The sequence below is a fragment of the Roseibium sp. FZY0029 genome, from assembly GCF_036350355.1.
GTDB lineage: Bacteria > Pseudomonadota > Alphaproteobacteria > Rhizobiales > Stappiaceae > Roseibium.
Genome location: NZ_JAZDVZ010000002.1, coordinates 315,126 through 330,573, shown reverse-complemented (window position 1 = coordinate 330,573; position 15,448 = coordinate 315,126). Strand labels below are relative to the sequence as shown.

The window sequence follows — 15,448 nt, the reverse complement described above, 5'->3', positions numbered from 1 at the left end:
TTCGAGAAACAGACCGCTCCATTTGGTCCTGTGCGTCTGATCGGTTGTCGGAGGCCGGCAGGCGGGCTGTTCCGTATTTTTCGTCTCCCCGTTTTTCTCTCTGTCTCAAATTCGACGAATACGAACCAAACGGTGTCGCATTTGTTTTGATCGCTTGCATGGTGCTTCGGTTTCATATAAAGATATCTTTATATCGACATTGATGGCGAAGCTAATGACTGAAGAACAGACCCTGTCCGTTGACGATACCCTGGCCGCCCTGAGGGCGGTGGGTGAGGCAACGCGCCTGAGACTGATTGCGCTGCTGGCGGAAAGCGAGCTGACAGTGAAAGATGCGACGGCGATCCTCGGTCAGAGCCAGCCACGCATTTCGCGTCACCTGAAGCTGCTGGCCGAAGCCGATCTCATCCAGCGGTTCCCGGAAGGAGCCTGGGTCTACTACCGTCTGGCGGATGGCCCGGAAGGTCAGCTCGCCCGTGATCTTGTTGCCCGTATTTCCCGGGAAGACCCGGTGCTGGCAGCGGATCAGGAGCGGTTCCAGGCGATCCGCAAGGCCAAGGCGGATGAAGCAGCGGCATATTTTGCTGCCCGCGCGCTGACCTGGGACAGGGAACGCTCGCTGCATGTTTCTGAAGATGCCGTCGAGACAGCGATGCGCAAGGCCCTCGGCGACAAGCCGTTCCAGTCGTTCCTCGACCTGGGCACCGGCACGGGCCGTCTGCTGGAAGTGTTTGCCGACCAGTATGTCACGGCGCTTGGTGTCGATGCCTCGCATGACATGCTCGCGGTCGCCCGCGCAAATCTCGCCAAGGCCGGGCTGACAAACGCTCAGGTACGCCACGGCGACGTTTACGCGCTGAACGTTCCGCCACGGTCCTTCGATGTCGTCGCGATCCACCAGGTGCTGCACTTCCTGGACGAACCGGCGAGGGCCCTCAACGAGGCTGCTCGTGCGCTGCGCCCCGGTGGCCGCCTTCTGATCATCGATTTCGCTCCGCATCAGCTGGAGTTCCTGCGCGAGAAACACGCGCACCGCCGCCTGGGCTTTGCCCACGACCAGATGGAGCGTTGGCTTGAAACGCTCGAACTGGACCTGGAACAGGTCACCGATCTTGTTCCGGGAGACGGCAACGACACCAACCTTACTGTAACCCTTTGGCTTGCGCGTGACCGCCGAATTGTCACCGACCTGCCTGCCCGAGACACGTCCCGAGAGGTCGCCTAACCATGACAGCCTTTTCCAACCGCCGGTCTCACCAGGCCGCACCCTCGCCGATCACGGCTTCGTTCGAGTTTTTCCCGCCGAAGTCCGACAAGATGGCCGAGACGCTGTGGCAGACGGTGCAGCGGCTGGCGCCGCTCAGCCCGTCCTTCGTGTCCGTCACCTATGGTGCCGGCGGCTCCACCCGTGAGCGCACGCACCGCACCGTCGAACGGATCCTGAAGGAAACCGAGCTCGCACCGGCCGCGCACCTGACATGTGTGGGGGCAGCGCGCAGTGAAATCGATACGATCGTCAAAGATTACTGGGATCTGGGCGTTCGCCATCTGGTGGCGCTGCGCGGCGACCCGCTGGACGGCATCGGCTCGCGCTACGTGCCGCACCCGGAAGGCTATGCCTATGCCTCCGATCTGGTGGAAGGCGTCAAGAAGATCGCCAATTTCGATATTTCCGTTTCCGGTTATCCGGAAAGACACCCGGAAAGCGGCAACTGGCAGAAAGAGATCGACAATCTGAAGCGCAAGGTCGATGCCGGGGCAGACCGGATCATCACCCAGTATTTCTTCGACAATGACCTCTTCGACGATTACCTGGACCGGATTGCAGCTGCCGGCATCAACATTCCGGTGATCCCGGGCATTCTGCCGATCCACAATTTCGAACAGACGATGGTGTTTTCCGCCAAATGCGGAACGTCCATTCCGCAGTGGCTGGCCCGGCGCTTTGCCGGCCTGTCCAACGATCCGGAAACCCGGAAGCTGGTCGGCGTTTCGGTTGCCTGCGAGCAGGTCATGGACCTGGTCGACCGCGGCATCAACGACTTCCACTTCTACACCATGAACCGGGCCGATCTGACGTTTGCCATCTGCCACATGCTCGGCATGGGCAAGCCGGAAACCAAGGAAGATCTGGCCGCCTGAAGGATGCGAGGCAACCGGACCGGAACCTGAGCCGAGTTGGCGTTTTTTTTGAATGAGATCGGGCTGCCCAACCCCAGGTCCTTCGCCCGACTCTGGGCGGGAGTAGGGTTGAGAGCATCCGCGCAGCTGAGACAAGCTGCAGTGTTCTGAACAGGAACGGCCGGAAACAAAGCGGGAAGCGGAGCGAGATGATCAAGTTAAGCACTGCCGATGCCATTGAAACGACTGCTTATGCGGTGTTGCGGGAGAAGGGGTTCGAGCTTCATGTCGTTGACATGGGTGCGGACAAAAACCGTCTGATTGTCGCTTCAGACAAGGACCATGAGTTTCGCGGCCATTCGGCGCTCGAAATTCTGGGGCTGTTTGCCGTCTATGAGGCACGCGGCGACGACTGGCACCCGACCGATGACGACGTCCACAGCCGCACGAAGTTCTGGGATGCCTCCTACAACGATACCGACCGGGACAGCTGACGCGCTGTCCGATTGCCAATTTGAAATCACGCCGGCCTGAACCGGCCAAACCAACAGATATTTCCGGAAGGAAACCCCGTGATCAAGTCAGACGCCTTCGAGCGCCTCCGTGACCTCGCCAAGACCCGTATTCTCGTCCTTGACGGTGCCATGGGCACGGAAATCCAGCTTCTGAAACTGGACGAAGCGGCCTATCGCGGCGACCGTTTCAAGGACTGGCCGAGCGACATCAAGGGCAACAACGATCTTCTGAGCCTGACCCAGCCGGATGCGATCCGGAAGATCCATGTCGACTATCTGGAGGCGGGTGCCGACATTGTCGAGACCAACACCTTTTCCTCCACGACGATTGCCCAGGCCGATTACGGCATGGAAGAGCTGGCCTATGAACTGAATTTCGAAAGCGCGAAACTCGCGCGCGAAGCCTGCGACAAGGTCATGGCGCAGGAGCCTTCCCGGCCGCGCTTCGTGGCCGGAGCCCTCGGCCCGACCAACCGGACGGCATCGATTTCGCCGGATGTAAACAACCCGGGCTACCGCGCTGTCTCCTTTGACGATCTTCGTATCGCCTATGCCGAAGCCACACGCGGGCTGATCGCCGGCGGTGCCGACATCATCCTGGTCGAAACCATCTTCGATACGCTGAATGCAAAGGCGGCGCTGTTTGCCATTGATGAGGTCTTCGAGGAAACCGGCAAGATGTTGCCGGTGATGATTTCCGGCACGATCACCGACCTTTCGGGCCGCACCCTGTCTGGACAGACACCGGAAGCCTTCTGGAACTCTGTCCGCCACACGAACCCGCTGACGATCGGCCTCAACTGCGCACTCGGCGCCAAGGAAATGCGGGCTCACGTGGACGAACTCGGCCGTGTTGCCGATACGCTTGTGTGCGCCTATCCGAACGCCGGGCTGCCGAACGAATTCGGCGAATATGACGAGAGCCCGGAACACATGGCCGGCCTGATCGAGGAATTCGCTTCGGCCGGTCTGGTCAACGTTGTCGGTGGCTGCTGCGGCACCACGCCTGCGCACATCAAGGCGATTGCCGAGGCCGTTGCAGACAAGAAGCCGCGCGAGATACCGGAAATCGATGTTCACATGCGCCTGTCCGGCCTGGAGCCGTTCGTCGTGACGAAGGAGACAAACTTCGTCAACGTCGGCGAACGGACCAACGTCACCGGTTCGGCCAGATTCCGCAAGCTGATCAAGGAAGGCGATTACGCCACCGCGCTCGACGTTGCCCGCCAGCAGGTGGAAAACGGTGCGCAGATCATCGACATCAACATGGACGAAGGCTTGCTCGATTCCGAGGAAGCCATGGTCACGTTCCTGAACCTGGTGGCTGCCGAGCCGGATATCGCCAAGGTGCCGATCATGATCGACAGTTCCAAGTGGACGGTGATCGAAGCGGGACTCAAATGCATTCAGGGCAAGGGTGTCGTGAACTCCATCTCGATGAAGGAAGGTGAAGAAGCCTTTATCGAGCAGGCAAAGAAAGTGCGCCGCTATGGCGCCGCCGTTGTCGTCATGGCCTTCGACGAGAAGGGACAGGCGGACACTTTCGAGCGCAAGACCGAGATCTGCGCGCGGTCCTACAAGATCCTGACCGAAAAGGTCGGCTTCCCGCCGGAAGACATCATTTTCGACCCGAACATCTTCGCGGTCGCGACTGGCATCGAGGAACACAACAATTACGGTGTCGACTTCATCGAGGCGACCGGCTGGATCCGTGAGAACCTGCCGCACGCTCATGTGTCCGGCGGTGTTTCGAACCTGTCATTCTCGTTCCGCGGCAATGAAGCCGTGCGTGAGGCGATGCACTCTGTCTTCCTCTACCACGCGATCAAGCGAGGGATGGACATGGGCATCGTCAACGCCGGTCAGCTTGCGGTCTACAATGATCTGGAAACCGAGCTGCGCGAACTTTGTGAGGATGTCGTTCTCAACCGGCGCAAGGACAGCACCGACCGGATGCTGGAAGCGGCAGAACGCTGGAAAGGCGAGGGCGGCAAGAAACGAGAAGCCGATCTCACCTGGCGCACCTGGGGTGTTGCCAAACGCCTGGAGCACGCGCTCGTTCACGGCATTGCCGATTACGTGGAAGAAGACACCGAGGAAGCCCGTCAGGCCTTCGACCGGCCGCTGCATGTGATCGAAGGTCCGCTGATGGACGGCATGAACGTGGTTGGCGACCTGTTCGGCTCCGGTCAGATGTTCCTGCCGCAGGTGGTCAAGTCCGCCCGCGTCATGAAAAAGGCGGTCGCCTATCTGATGCCGTTCATGGAGAAGGAAAAGGAAGAGCTCGGCCAGACCGGACAGTCTTCCGCCGGCAAGATCCTGATGGCGACGGTCAAGGGCGATGTGCATGACATCGGCAAGAACATCGTTGGCGTCGTGCTCCAGTGCAACAACTTCGAGGTGATCGATCTCGGCGTCATGGTGCCGGCAGCGAAGATCCTAGATACCGCGCGTCAGGAAAAGGTCGACATGATCGGGTTGTCTGGTCTGATCACGCCGTCGCTTGACGAAATGTGCCACGTTGCCGCTGAGCTGGAACGCGAAGGGCTCGACGTGCCGCTTCTGATCGGCGGGGCGACCACGTCCAAGATCCATACGGCGGTGAAGATCCACCCGAACTATGCCCGCGGTCAGGCGATCTATGTCACCGATGCGGGCCGGGCTGTTGGTGTTGCCTCCAAACTGATGAGCGAAGGCGGCCGCGCGCCGTACTATGCCGACGTGCGTGCCGAATATGCCGATATTGCCGAAAAGCACGCGGCCGGTCGGGGCGCACAGCAGCGCACCTCGCTGAAAGTTGCGCGGGACAACGCTTTCAAGGCGGACTTCCTGGGCAAGCAGCCGGTTGCCCCGAAAAAGCCGGGAACGACCGTTTTCGACGCGTTCCCGCTGGAAGAACTTGTACCGTTCATCGACTGGACTCCGTTCTTCTCTACCTGGGAGATCAGGGGCCGGTACCCGGCGGTTCTGACAGACAATCGCTATGGCCCGGCGGCCAAGGCGCTTTTCGACGATGCCCGGCGCATGCTTGACGAGATCGTGGAGAAGAAGCTGCTGACGGCACGCGGCGTCGCGAGTCTGTGGCCGGCCAACGCAGTTGGCGATGACGTGCGTGTCTTCACCGATGAGAGCCGGAGCGATACGCTGGCGACCTTCCACACACTGCGTCAGCAGATGACACGAACCGCTGGCGGCCGCGCCAATATCGCCCTCAGCGATTTCGTTGCGCCCGTAGACAGCGGCATCTCCGACTGGATCGGCGGCTTTGCGGTGACCGCCGGTCATGGCGAGGACGAGCTGGCAGCGCGATACGCCAGGGAGTCGGACGACTACAACAAGATCCTCTCCCAGGCTTTGGCGGATCGCCTGGCGGAAGCTTTTGCCGAAAAGCTGCACCAGATCGTTCGGACGGAGCTTTGGGGCTATGCTGCGGATGAGAATCTGTCGATCGAGGACATCATCGCGGAGAAGTACCAGGGCATTCGCCCGGCGCCGGGCTATCCGGCCCAGCCGGACCATACGGAAAAGGATACGCTGTTCCAGCTGCTTGACGCTGAACGCCTGACCGGCATTCAGTTGACCGAAAGCAAGGCCATGCTGCCGGGTTCTTCCGTTTCCGGGCTCTACTTCGGTCATGCTGACAGCCACTACTTCGGCGTCGGCAAGATCGAGAAGGACCAGGTGGAGGATTACGCAGCACGCAAGGGTTGGGACCTGGCTTATGCCGAACGCTGGTTGGCTCCGATTCTCAATTACGACCCTGCCCGGATGGTCGCCGCCGAGTAATTTCGAAGCCTGTTTCCGGTTTGAAATCGACAGCCTCCCGCGTGCTGCACGCGGGAGGCTATTTAATTTCCGCAATGAATTAAATGACGTAAGAAAAATAACACAAATTTTTGAGAATATGCACACTGTGCACTCTTGTAATGTGCACGCAGTGCGCTAACATATGCTCTATCAGGTGAGTGTCGATCAAGGTTCTGCGCACACCAAAGGAGAAAAACATGACTGTGCAAATTGCCAAGATAATGCTGGTTCAGCATCGCCAGGACTACAACCGGGACCGCCTTGCGTGGTTGCCGTCACGGCTTTACCGCTCCTGGCGCGAAGCGCTGCCGAAGGTTCAGGAGACCATACGGTCTCTTTGAGGTGGGCCAGCCCCCCGAATTTGGCCCCAAGAAAAAGAACAAGACCACCGGACGTTTTGTAGCCCCTGACGTCTGCCACACACTAAAAAAGCCCGGCCTTGGCCGGGCTTTTTGTTTCTTGGCAACGTAATCTTGTTTGCAAATTGCATCCCGGCCGGACTGGCCAGGGGATCGATTGTCACGCAACGGAGAGCGTCTTGCGCAACAGGAGCCAGCAAGACCCTGTCTCTCAGCCGAAAGAACACGGCTCTTACAGGTGGATGGCAGGTCCTCTGCGCCGGACAGGCAATTGCTTACGGCATCAGACGCTTCTTCGTATTTTTACCAGTGAAGTTATTTGCAGGTGCTCCCACTCGAAGCGTTAGACTTTGTTAATGTATTCAGCTCAAGGTTGTATTGAAGTGGGGCTTATGGGCAAAAGAACATGTTGAATTCTATTACGGAAGCAAGCCGGTTCCCTTTCGCAAGCAGAAGCTCTCAGGCGAAAGTCGACGCGAAGGTTGTGCCATCCGGAACGGCGGAGGCAGGGAGCGCTGAAACTGATCGAAGCAATCCATCCGATCCCGTCAGGCAGCGGATCGAAAAGGCCATGGCTGATCTGGAAGCTGCAAAACGACTGATTGCCCAACTTGATGCTCAGAAGAATCTGGGACGCTATACCCTCTATCAGGGAACGGAAAGCGATGACGATATCAATGCCGACGATCATGCGGTGATCTTTGCCGGTGCGGGCGATGACAGGATCAGTGCGGGAGGCTATGCGATCATCGATGCGGGAGCCGGAAACGACCGTGTCAGCACTTACGCCAACGCTTTCGTGAGGGGGGGCGCGGGTGACGATCATATCAGCACCTATGGCAATTCCACCGTCCACGGTGATGACGGCAACGACACCATCAGCACCTACGGCAATTCGACGGTCTACGGCGGGGCCGGCAACGACACCATCAGCACCTACGGGAATTCGACGGTCTACGGCGGGGCCGGCGACGACACCATCAGCACCTACGGCAATTCGAGGGTCTATGGCGGGGCCGGTAACGACCGCATCAGCATGTACAGTAATTCATTCGCCAGTGGCGGCGACGGCGACGATACCATCAGCACCTACGGGAATTCGACATTGTTCGGAAACGCAGGCAACGACATCTTGCGCGCGTATGACAATTCGACACTGAATGGCGGATCCGGAGACGACCATATCAGAGCTTATGACCGAGCGAAGATATCAGGTGGAGCAGGTGACGATACCATAAGGGCTTACAACAATTCGCAGATTTCAGGCGGGGCAGGTGACGATACCATAGGGGCCTACGACAATGCGCAGATTTCAGGTGGAGACGGCAACGACACCATCAGCGCCTATGACAAGGCAAAGGTACAGGCGGGCCGCGGTGATGATGTCATCAGTGCTTACGACGAAGCCTATATTGACGCGGGAGACGGAGACGACCGGATCCAGGTCTACAATCGCGGCCGCGTCTATGCTGGAAACGGGAACGACACGATTCAGGCCTCAGACAGCACGACGGTCTATGCCGGCGACGGAGATGATGCCGTAAGTGCCCACGACTACGCAGTGGTCCGTGCAGGGGCGGGTGATGATTCCATTCAGGCAAACAACTTTGCCAATATCGATGGCGGTGCGGGCGACGACGAGATCCGTACGCAAGACAATGCGCGCATATCCGGGGGCGACGGCAACGACAGGATCTGGACACAGGACGGTTCGAAGGTCTCTGGTGGAGATGGTGACGACAGGATCGTGGCCGGTGCCGGTGCGGCGGTTGACGGAGGCGCAGGGGCGGATCAGATCTACGTCGGTGCGGGCTCCACGATTTCGTTCGATAGGGGGAGCGGAAATGACCTTGTTCACTCCGAAGGTGATATCACCGTCGAGGTCGGCGAGGGATACAGGCGGGAGGACATGACCGTGACGCAGGAAGACGGTCAGGTTCTGATCGCCTTCAATGGCACCGATGAAACGCTGACGCTCAAACTTGGCCCGAACGCCGAGGTCGATATCCGGTTCAAGGACGAAACAGCTCCGACGCTGGACGCGGGGAGTTAAAGCATGTCGCGGGCATAGGAACCCAGTTGAACGCGCCATGCTTTGGTGTCGCGTTGCTTCGGGGCACGCGACTTGGAAGCTTTTCCTGGGTGATGGAGCCTGAACGCCAGCAATGTCTTATGGGGTTCACGCGGAAATCAATCGTGGACGCTATTGATCCTGAGTTGGAAACAGTCTTTTCAGGTTCATGATACCTGCGTGTGAAACTGTGACGACCCGGCTGTTCCTGTCCCTGGCGAACCAGCCCCGCTCCTGAAAGCTTCCGAGAAAGGCTGCGCCGAGACTGCCTGAAAGATGGTTGCGGCGTTCGCTCCAGTCGAGGCAGGCCCGGCAGAGCGGTCGTCGGCTGGCTTTCAACGGTGCAATGTCGATGCCCAGCGAAGCGACGAAAGCTTCGCCGGCTTCGGTGAGGCCGAGGCTGCCTTCGTCGTTCGTGACCTCAAGGAATCGACGTGCCTGCATGCTGTCGAACATCCTCACCGCCATTTCGCCCGCCAGATGGTCATAGCATACCCGAGCGGCACGCATCTGTGGATCCTTGGGGCCGGTGCGGGTGCGCAGGTGGCCCTTGCGGGCAGCAAGGCCCATCACGGCCTCCAGAACGGTGCCAACTTCCGGACCGGCCAGGGTGAAATAGCGATGGCGGCCCTGTTTGGCCTGGGTCAACAGGCCGCCTTCCATCAGTTTCTTCAGGTGGGAGCTGGCCGTCTGGCCGGTAATGCCGGCTTCAGCTGCCAGTTCCGTCGCCGTCAAAGCCTTGCCGCTCAGAAGCGCGCTCAGGATGTTGGCGCGAGCCGGATCGCCCATCAAGGCGCCGATGCGCGCAATGTCCGGTCCATCCTTCATTGGCGTGTCTCCATGGTTCGATCTGCGTCGAAGCATTGCAGACATGGGCCGTGTCACACAAGGGCCGTCGACACAGCCCTGAAGGAGAGTTTGGTGATTACCTGTTTCATCCGCTATCACATCGACCCGACGAAAAAAGCAGCCTTTGAGCAATATGCCCGGAACTGGGGGCAGGCGATCCCGCGTTGCGGTGCGGACCTGATCGGCTATTTCGCCCCTCATGAAGGGTCGACGACGCTCGCGTATGGCGTCTATTCCATTGAAAATCTGGCCGCCTATGAAGCCTATCGGGCGCGGCTTGCCGCAGATCCGCAGGGGCAAGAGAACTATGCCTTTGCCATGAAAGAAAAATTCATCTTGAGGGAAGACCGCACGTTTCTGAAACTGGCCTCCGCGCCGCATACCCTGGGAGAGAAACTCAAATGATTGCCGTCATCTTCGAAGTGATCCCGCATGCGGACAAGAAGCAGGCCTATCTCCATATGGCCGCCGAGATGAGGCCCCTGGTCGAACAGATCGACGGATTCCTGTCCGTCGAGCGGTTCCAGAGCCTCACCAATCCGGAGAAGCTGCTGTCGGTCTCCTTCTTCCGGGACGAAGCCGCGCTGAACGAGTGGCGTCAGTTGACCCAGCATCGCAAGGCACAGCGTGCCGGGCGGAACAGCTATTTCAAGGACTACCGGCTGCGGGTGGCGCAGGTGCTGCGTGACTATGGCATGGATGAGCGCGACGAAGCGCCCGCCGACAGCCGCGACGCGAACGGTTGAGCAGCCAGCCATGCCAAACAGATCGATCGAACTGGCGCTTTTGGGCGTGCTCGCCCTGCTGTGGGGCTCGTCCTACATGTGGATCAGCCTGGCGCTGCCATCCTTTCCCCCGGTGACGCTGATTGCCATCCGCGTGTTGCTTGCGGCGCTGGTGCTTTTGGCCATCATGGCCGCAAGGGGCATTCACCTGCCGATCGACAGGCGGAACTGGAAACAATTCTTCATCCAGTCTCTGGTCAACAGCACGGGCCCGTGGCTGATGCTGGCTTGGGGGCAGCAATATGCCGGAACGGCGGTCTCCAGCGTGTTGAATTCAACCTCGCCGCTGTGGGTCTTCGTCTTTTCGTTTGTGTTGCTGAACCGGGGCGAAAGACCAGGCGCCCGGCAACTGACCGGTGCCTTGTTCGGTTTCGCCGGCATCGTGCTGATCGTCGGTGTAGGTGCGCTGGAAGATATCGGCAGGAACCTGGTGCCACAGCTCGTTGTGCTTTTCGGGGCCGCGCTCTACGGCATCGCTGCCCTGCGTGGCCCGGTTTTTGCCAGGGTGCCGCCTATCGTGACGGCCGCCGGAACGCTCATCTGCGCGTCTGTGGTGCTTGTACCGGCGAGCCTCGTCATTGACCGGCCCTGGCAGCTGACGCCGGATGCAACGGGTATTGTCGCCGCCTCGATGCTCTCCATCGCCTGCACCGCGCTGGCCTTCCTGATCTACTTTCGCCTGTTGAACACGCTCGGCGCGATGGGAACAGCCAGTCAGGCCTATCTGCGCTCCGGTGTTGGCGTCTTCCTCGGGGTGGTATTTCTATCCGAGACGCTGGATCTGGAAACCTTTGCGGGAATATGCCTTGCCATTTTCGGGGTTGTTCTGATCAACTGGCCACGCGCGGCGAAACGGCACGACGTTTCGGCTCCGGTACCTGCCTCCAAATGACATGCGCATCCGGCCGGCAGGAAACTGGACGGCCCAGCCCGCGCGCATGGTGGCAGAGAGTTGCGAGGAGGTGTCATGAGTGTCCTGACCGTTTTTGAGGCCGGTTCCCGGCCGTCACGACGTGCGAACCCGGACTATTTTACCGGAACCGTCTGGCAGGATCCGGTGATCGAGGCTCCCGCGCCGGCGCGGGTGCGCGCGTTGCAGGTCACATTCGAACCTGGCGCCCGCACCAATTGGCACACGCATCCGCTCGGGCAGACGCTGCAGGTGCTGCAAGGGGCAGGCTTCGTGCATCTGTGGGGGCAGGAAAAACTGTCGATCCTGCCAGGCGATGTCATCTGGATCCCGCCGGGCGTCAAGCACTGGCATGGCGCAGGACCCAATACGTCGCTTGTCCATCTGGCCATTCAGGAGGAACTGGATGGATCGACGGCGGAGTGGCTGGAGCCGGTCGACGAGGCGACATATGCCGGGGGTATCCAGGCACGGCGCTGAGCAAGCTCAGCCGAGGTTTTCCCGGTTGCCGCAAATCCGCACCGTCGCGTTTTCGGCACATGGGGTGATCGCGCGGCTTAACAAAAAGATCCTCTGACACCTTTTGTTGAAGCAGGGGACAGGCAATGCGGGCCTCGCAAGACACACCGCATATTGTGCTGGCATGCGGACTCTGGTCAAAAAGGATGTTTCTTTTCGCAAAGTGATTGCCGGATGAACATAGCCATTGTCGGAGCCGGGATCGGAGGTCTGGCCACAGCCATTCTTCTGGAGCGTCTCGGTCACCGGATTTCCCTCTTCGAACAGTTCCGCAAACCTGTTCCCATCGGTTCGGGCCTGATGATCCAGCCCGTGGGGCTGGAGGTGCTGAAAATGGCGGGGGTCGCGGACGCGGTCCTGAAACACGCAACGCCGGTGAAGCGGGTGCTCGGCAGGTCTGCGCAGACAGGACGAAGAGTTCTCGACGTCGACTATGGCGCGGTGCCGGGGCTTGGCATTCACAGGGCCGCGCTGTTTTCCGCGCTTTACGAAAAGGTGCTGACGCGCGCGCTTTACTGGCACACGGACTGCCGCATCACCGGTCACGAAGACGGCAAGCTCCGCTTTGACGACGGCCGCTTTTCAGACCCTTTCGATCTGATCATTGATGCGTCCGGCGCAAATTCGGTTTTGTCTCCGCTCCAGGCCCGGGCCCTGTCGTTCGGGGCGATCTGGGGAACGGTCGACTGGGTTGCCGGCAGCTTGCCGGAGGATCACCTTTCCCAGCGCTATCGCCGCGCCGACTGCATGATCGGGGTGTTGCCCGTTGGTCTCATGCCGGGGCAGGGCCGGCGGAAGGCAGCATTCTTCTGGTCTCTTCGCCGGGATGCCTATGAAGACTGGCTCAAAGGCGGGCTTTCAGCCTGGAAGGAAGAGGCCCTGTCGCTCTGGCCCGAAGCCGGTCCGTTTCTGGAGCAGATCACCGACCCGGAACAAATGACGATGGCGCGCTACAGCCACGGTACCTTGCGTCAGCCCTGGGGAGACAGGATTGCCTATGTCGGCGACGCCGCCCACCGGGCAAGTCCGCAGCTCGGGCAGGGGGCCAATATGGCGCTTCTGGACGCAGCTGCCCTGGCAAAGGCGTTGGAAACCCTGCCGCTTGACCAGGCGTTGCCTGCCTACGGCAAGGCCAGGCGCTGGCATGTCGGGGTCTATCAGGCCTTCAGCGCGATGTTCACGCCAGCTTATCAAAGCGACAGCAGGTTGCTGCCAGTCCTGCGCGACAACGTGCTGTTTCCGCTCAGCCGCATTCCGCCGGTCCCCTCGGTGCTGTCGCATCTGATTTCAGGAACGCTTGTGACGCGCGGCATTTGATCAGATCTATTTGTTCGCCCCGAGCGGCAACCTGACGTCGGCCTCAAGTCCGCCTCCCGGGCGGTTCTTCAAGTCAATCCGGCCGCCATGGGCGTGGATGATCGAGCGGGTGATCGCAAGCCCGAGGCCGATACCGCCGGTTTCTTCGCTGCGGGATTCTTCAAGCCGGACAAAAGGTTCGAAGACGTCTTTCAACCTTTCCTCGGGAATGCCCGGGCCTTCGTCCGTAATCCGGATGAGCGCTTCACCGGCTGATCTGGCCGCGTGTACCGAAACCCGATCCCCGTAGCGGATGCCGTTTTCGATCAGGTTCCTGAGGGCCCGTTTGAGGGCAACCGGACGGCACGGCAGCACAATGCGGCCTTCCGTTTCCACGGTGCACTGGTGGCCAAGGTCCTGCTGATCCCCGGCAAGTGCCTCCAGAATTGCCCCAAGGTCTGCGTTTTCCGCGGTTTCCGCCTGGGCGTCGTCCCGGGCGAAACGCAGCGCGGCTTCGGTCATCGCGGCCATTTCTTCCAGGGTTTCGATCATCTTGTCACGGTTTTCCTCGTCCTCGATGAATTCCGCCCGAAGGCGCAGCGAGGTGATCGGGGTTCTGAGGTCGTGACTGATCGCGGCCAACATCCGGGTCCGGTCCCTGACAAAACGGGTCAGACGGTCCTGCATGTCGTTGAAGGCACTCGTCAGGGAGCGGACTTCGCTTGGTCCACTGGGCGTCAATGGCGGCTGCTGTTCGCCACGGCCAAATTTTTCGGCAGCCACGGACAGTTCCTTCAACGGGCGGGTCACGCGGCGGACGGCAAAGCCGATAATCAGAACCATCAGCAGGGCCGTGATCGACAGTTGCACGATCAGGGGCAGGAAATCGCCGGCGGGCGGGCGGTAGCTGGTGGCGACATTCAGCCAGCGGCCGTCGCTCATCCGGATAGACAGTGACAGGTCTTCCGGCTTGTTCATGATCTTGCGCAGGTTCGCCGGGCGTTCGTGCCGGGGCACATCGCGCCATCTCGGCGGATCGTCATCATCATGCGCCTCGCGGCCGCGCGGTCCGCGTCTTTCGTCGGCAAGGATGTTGAGATGCACGGTCTGGCCGTGTTCCAGCCGATCGGCCATGTAGCCCTGCAGGCGTCTTTCGAAACGCGATTTGCCGGGGGCGGGGGCAAGGGGCGTGTCGCCGAGCCAGAAAACCGCGAACCGGCTGCTGCTTGCCACGAGGATGCGGTCCTGGAGGTTTGCTGGCGTGTCTTCCATCAGCTCCGCGAGGGAAACCGCGCGCGACAGCAGGTTGTCGCGGGCCGCCGCCACCAGCGCGATGCGTCGCTCGTCCTGGAAGATCCAGATGCTGAATGCCTGCGCCGCAACGATTGCTGCAAGCAACAGGATGATGAGCTGCGAGGCGAGGGTGCTCGGCCACAGACGGGCGACAATCGGGCGGGGCGTCGGGCTCGTCGTCATTCAGCCGGGTCTTTCACGTCGGCGGTGAACATGTAGCCGCCACCCCAGACGGTTTTGATCAGCTTGGGGTCCTTCGGATCGATCTCGATCTTTCTGCGCAGACGGGACACCTGGTTGTCGATGGACCTGTCGAAGACGGCAGGCGTTCTGCCGGTGGTCAGGTCCATGAGCTGGTCCCGGTTGAGCACCATCTTCGGACGCTTGAGGAAGGCGCACAGAAGCTGGAACTCGCCGCTGGAAAGGGCAACCGACGTGCCTTCGGGATCGAGCAGTTCGCGCCGGGAGACATTCAGCGACCAACCGTCGAACTGAAGCCTGTCGTGCTCGATCGGATCGCGTTCCTTCGGTGCAAGCGAGGTGCGGCGCAGAACCGCGCGAATGCGTGCCAGCAATTCGCGGGGGTTGAAGGGCTTCGTCACGTAATCGTCGGCACCGATTTCCAGCCCGATCACCCGGTCCGTGTCGTCCGCCATAGCGGTCAGCAGGATGACGGGCATGGAACCTGTCTCCACCAGATGGCGGCACAGGGACAGTCCGTCTTCGCCCGGCATCATGATATCCAAAACGACGAGATCGATGGATGCCGCTTTCAGGGTCTTGCGGGCCTGCGCGGCATTTTCCGCCACCGTTGCGCGCAGGCCGTTCTTGACGAGGTAGCGTGCAAGCGTTTCGCGGATGTCACGGTGATCATCCACCACCAGGATATGCGGGCTCGGATCGCTCAAGGGTCTCTCCAATCT

14 protein-coding genes are annotated in these 15,448 nt (G+C 60.3%); 11 read left to right on the top strand and 3 right to left on the bottom strand.

Features of this window, described 5'->3' with window-relative positions; all coding sequences use genetic code 11:
* Positions 1-214: 214 nt before the first annotated feature.
* From V1T76_RS06055 to V1T76_RS06030, 6 genes are all read left to right on the top strand, one after another.
* Positions 215-1,225 (top strand): ArsR/SmtB family transcription factor, encoded by a 1,011-nt coding sequence (locus tag V1T76_RS06055; protein WP_330559700.1) that lies wholly within the window; start codon positions 215-217, stop codon positions 1,223-1,225.
* 2 nt (positions 1,226-1,227) lie between these two features.
* Positions 1,228-2,142, top strand: coding sequence for a methylenetetrahydrofolate reductase [NAD(P)H] (metF, locus tag V1T76_RS06050; RefSeq protein WP_330559699.1), 915 nt, complete (start codon positions 1,228-1,230; stop codon positions 2,140-2,142).
* A 188-nt stretch (positions 2,143-2,330) separates the two neighbouring features.
* Positions 2,331-2,615 carry a hypothetical protein gene (locus tag V1T76_RS06045; RefSeq protein ID WP_330559698.1) on the top strand — a complete coding sequence of 95 codons (285 nt, stop codon included), beginning with the start codon at positions 2,331-2,333 and terminating at the stop codon, positions 2,613-2,615.
* Between the two features lie 78 nt (positions 2,616-2,693).
* Positions 2,694-6,422: a methionine synthase gene (metH, locus tag V1T76_RS06040; RefSeq protein WP_330559697.1), complete on the top strand. Its 3,729-nt coding sequence runs from the start codon at positions 2,694-2,696 to the stop codon at positions 6,420-6,422.
* A gap of 218 nt (positions 6,423-6,640) precedes the next feature.
* A complete protein-coding gene (locus tag V1T76_RS06035) occupies positions 6,641-6,784 on the top strand; it encodes a hypothetical protein (RefSeq protein WP_157140120.1) in 144 nt (47 codons plus the stop codon).
* Between the two features lie 589 nt (positions 6,785-7,373).
* On the top strand, positions 7,374-8,855 hold the full coding sequence (locus V1T76_RS06030) for a calcium-binding protein (RefSeq protein WP_330559696.1): 1,482 nt from the start codon (positions 7,374-7,376) through the stop codon (positions 8,853-8,855).
* 150 nt (positions 8,856-9,005) lie between these two features.
* Here the strand turns inward: V1T76_RS06030 and V1T76_RS06025 are convergent, their stop codons facing one another.
* Complete coding sequence (locus V1T76_RS06025; RefSeq protein WP_330559695.1) at positions 9,006-9,701, bottom strand: ArsR/SmtB family transcription factor; 696 nt, start codon at positions 9,699-9,701, stop codon at positions 9,006-9,008.
* A gap of 93 nt (positions 9,702-9,794) precedes the next feature.
* Between V1T76_RS06025 and V1T76_RS06020 the strand changes: the two genes are divergently transcribed.
* From V1T76_RS06020 to V1T76_RS06000, 5 genes are all read left to right on the top strand, one after another.
* A complete protein-coding gene (locus tag V1T76_RS06020; protein ID WP_330559694.1) occupies positions 9,795-10,127 on the top strand; it encodes an NIPSNAP family protein in 333 nt (110 codons plus the stop codon).
* Positions 10,124-10,468, top strand: coding sequence for an antibiotic biosynthesis monooxygenase family protein (locus V1T76_RS06015; RefSeq protein ID WP_330559693.1), 345 nt, complete (start codon positions 10,124-10,126; stop codon positions 10,466-10,468). Before V1T76_RS06020 ends, V1T76_RS06015 begins: the two co-directional genes overlap by 4 nt.
* A 10-nt stretch (positions 10,469-10,478) precedes the next feature.
* Positions 10,479-11,399 (top strand): DMT family transporter, encoded by a 921-nt coding sequence (locus V1T76_RS06010; RefSeq protein WP_330559692.1) that lies wholly within the window; start codon positions 10,479-10,481, stop codon positions 11,397-11,399.
* A 75-nt stretch (positions 11,400-11,474) separates the two neighbouring features.
* Positions 11,475-11,897, top strand: a complete 423-nt coding sequence (locus V1T76_RS06005; RefSeq protein ID WP_006939526.1) for a (R)-mandelonitrile lyase — start codon at positions 11,475-11,477, stop codon at positions 11,895-11,897.
* 213 nt (positions 11,898-12,110) lie between these two features.
* Positions 12,111-13,253: an FAD-dependent oxidoreductase gene (locus V1T76_RS06000; protein WP_330559691.1), complete on the top strand. Its 1,143-nt coding sequence runs from the start codon at positions 12,111-12,113 to the stop codon at positions 13,251-13,253.
* A gap of 6 nt (positions 13,254-13,259) precedes the next feature.
* On the opposite strand, the gene V1T76_RS05995 is transcribed toward V1T76_RS06000, so the two are convergent.
* Positions 13,260-14,708: an ATP-binding protein gene (locus V1T76_RS05995; protein WP_330559690.1), complete on the bottom strand. Its 1,449-nt coding sequence runs from the start codon at positions 14,706-14,708 to the stop codon at positions 13,260-13,262.
* Positions 14,705-15,433: a response regulator gene (locus V1T76_RS05990; RefSeq protein ID WP_330559689.1), complete on the bottom strand. Its 729-nt coding sequence runs from the start codon at positions 15,431-15,433 to the stop codon at positions 14,705-14,707. The genes V1T76_RS05995 and V1T76_RS05990 overlap by 4 nt, the downstream gene beginning before the upstream one ends.
* Positions 15,434-15,448 lie beyond the last annotated feature (15 nt).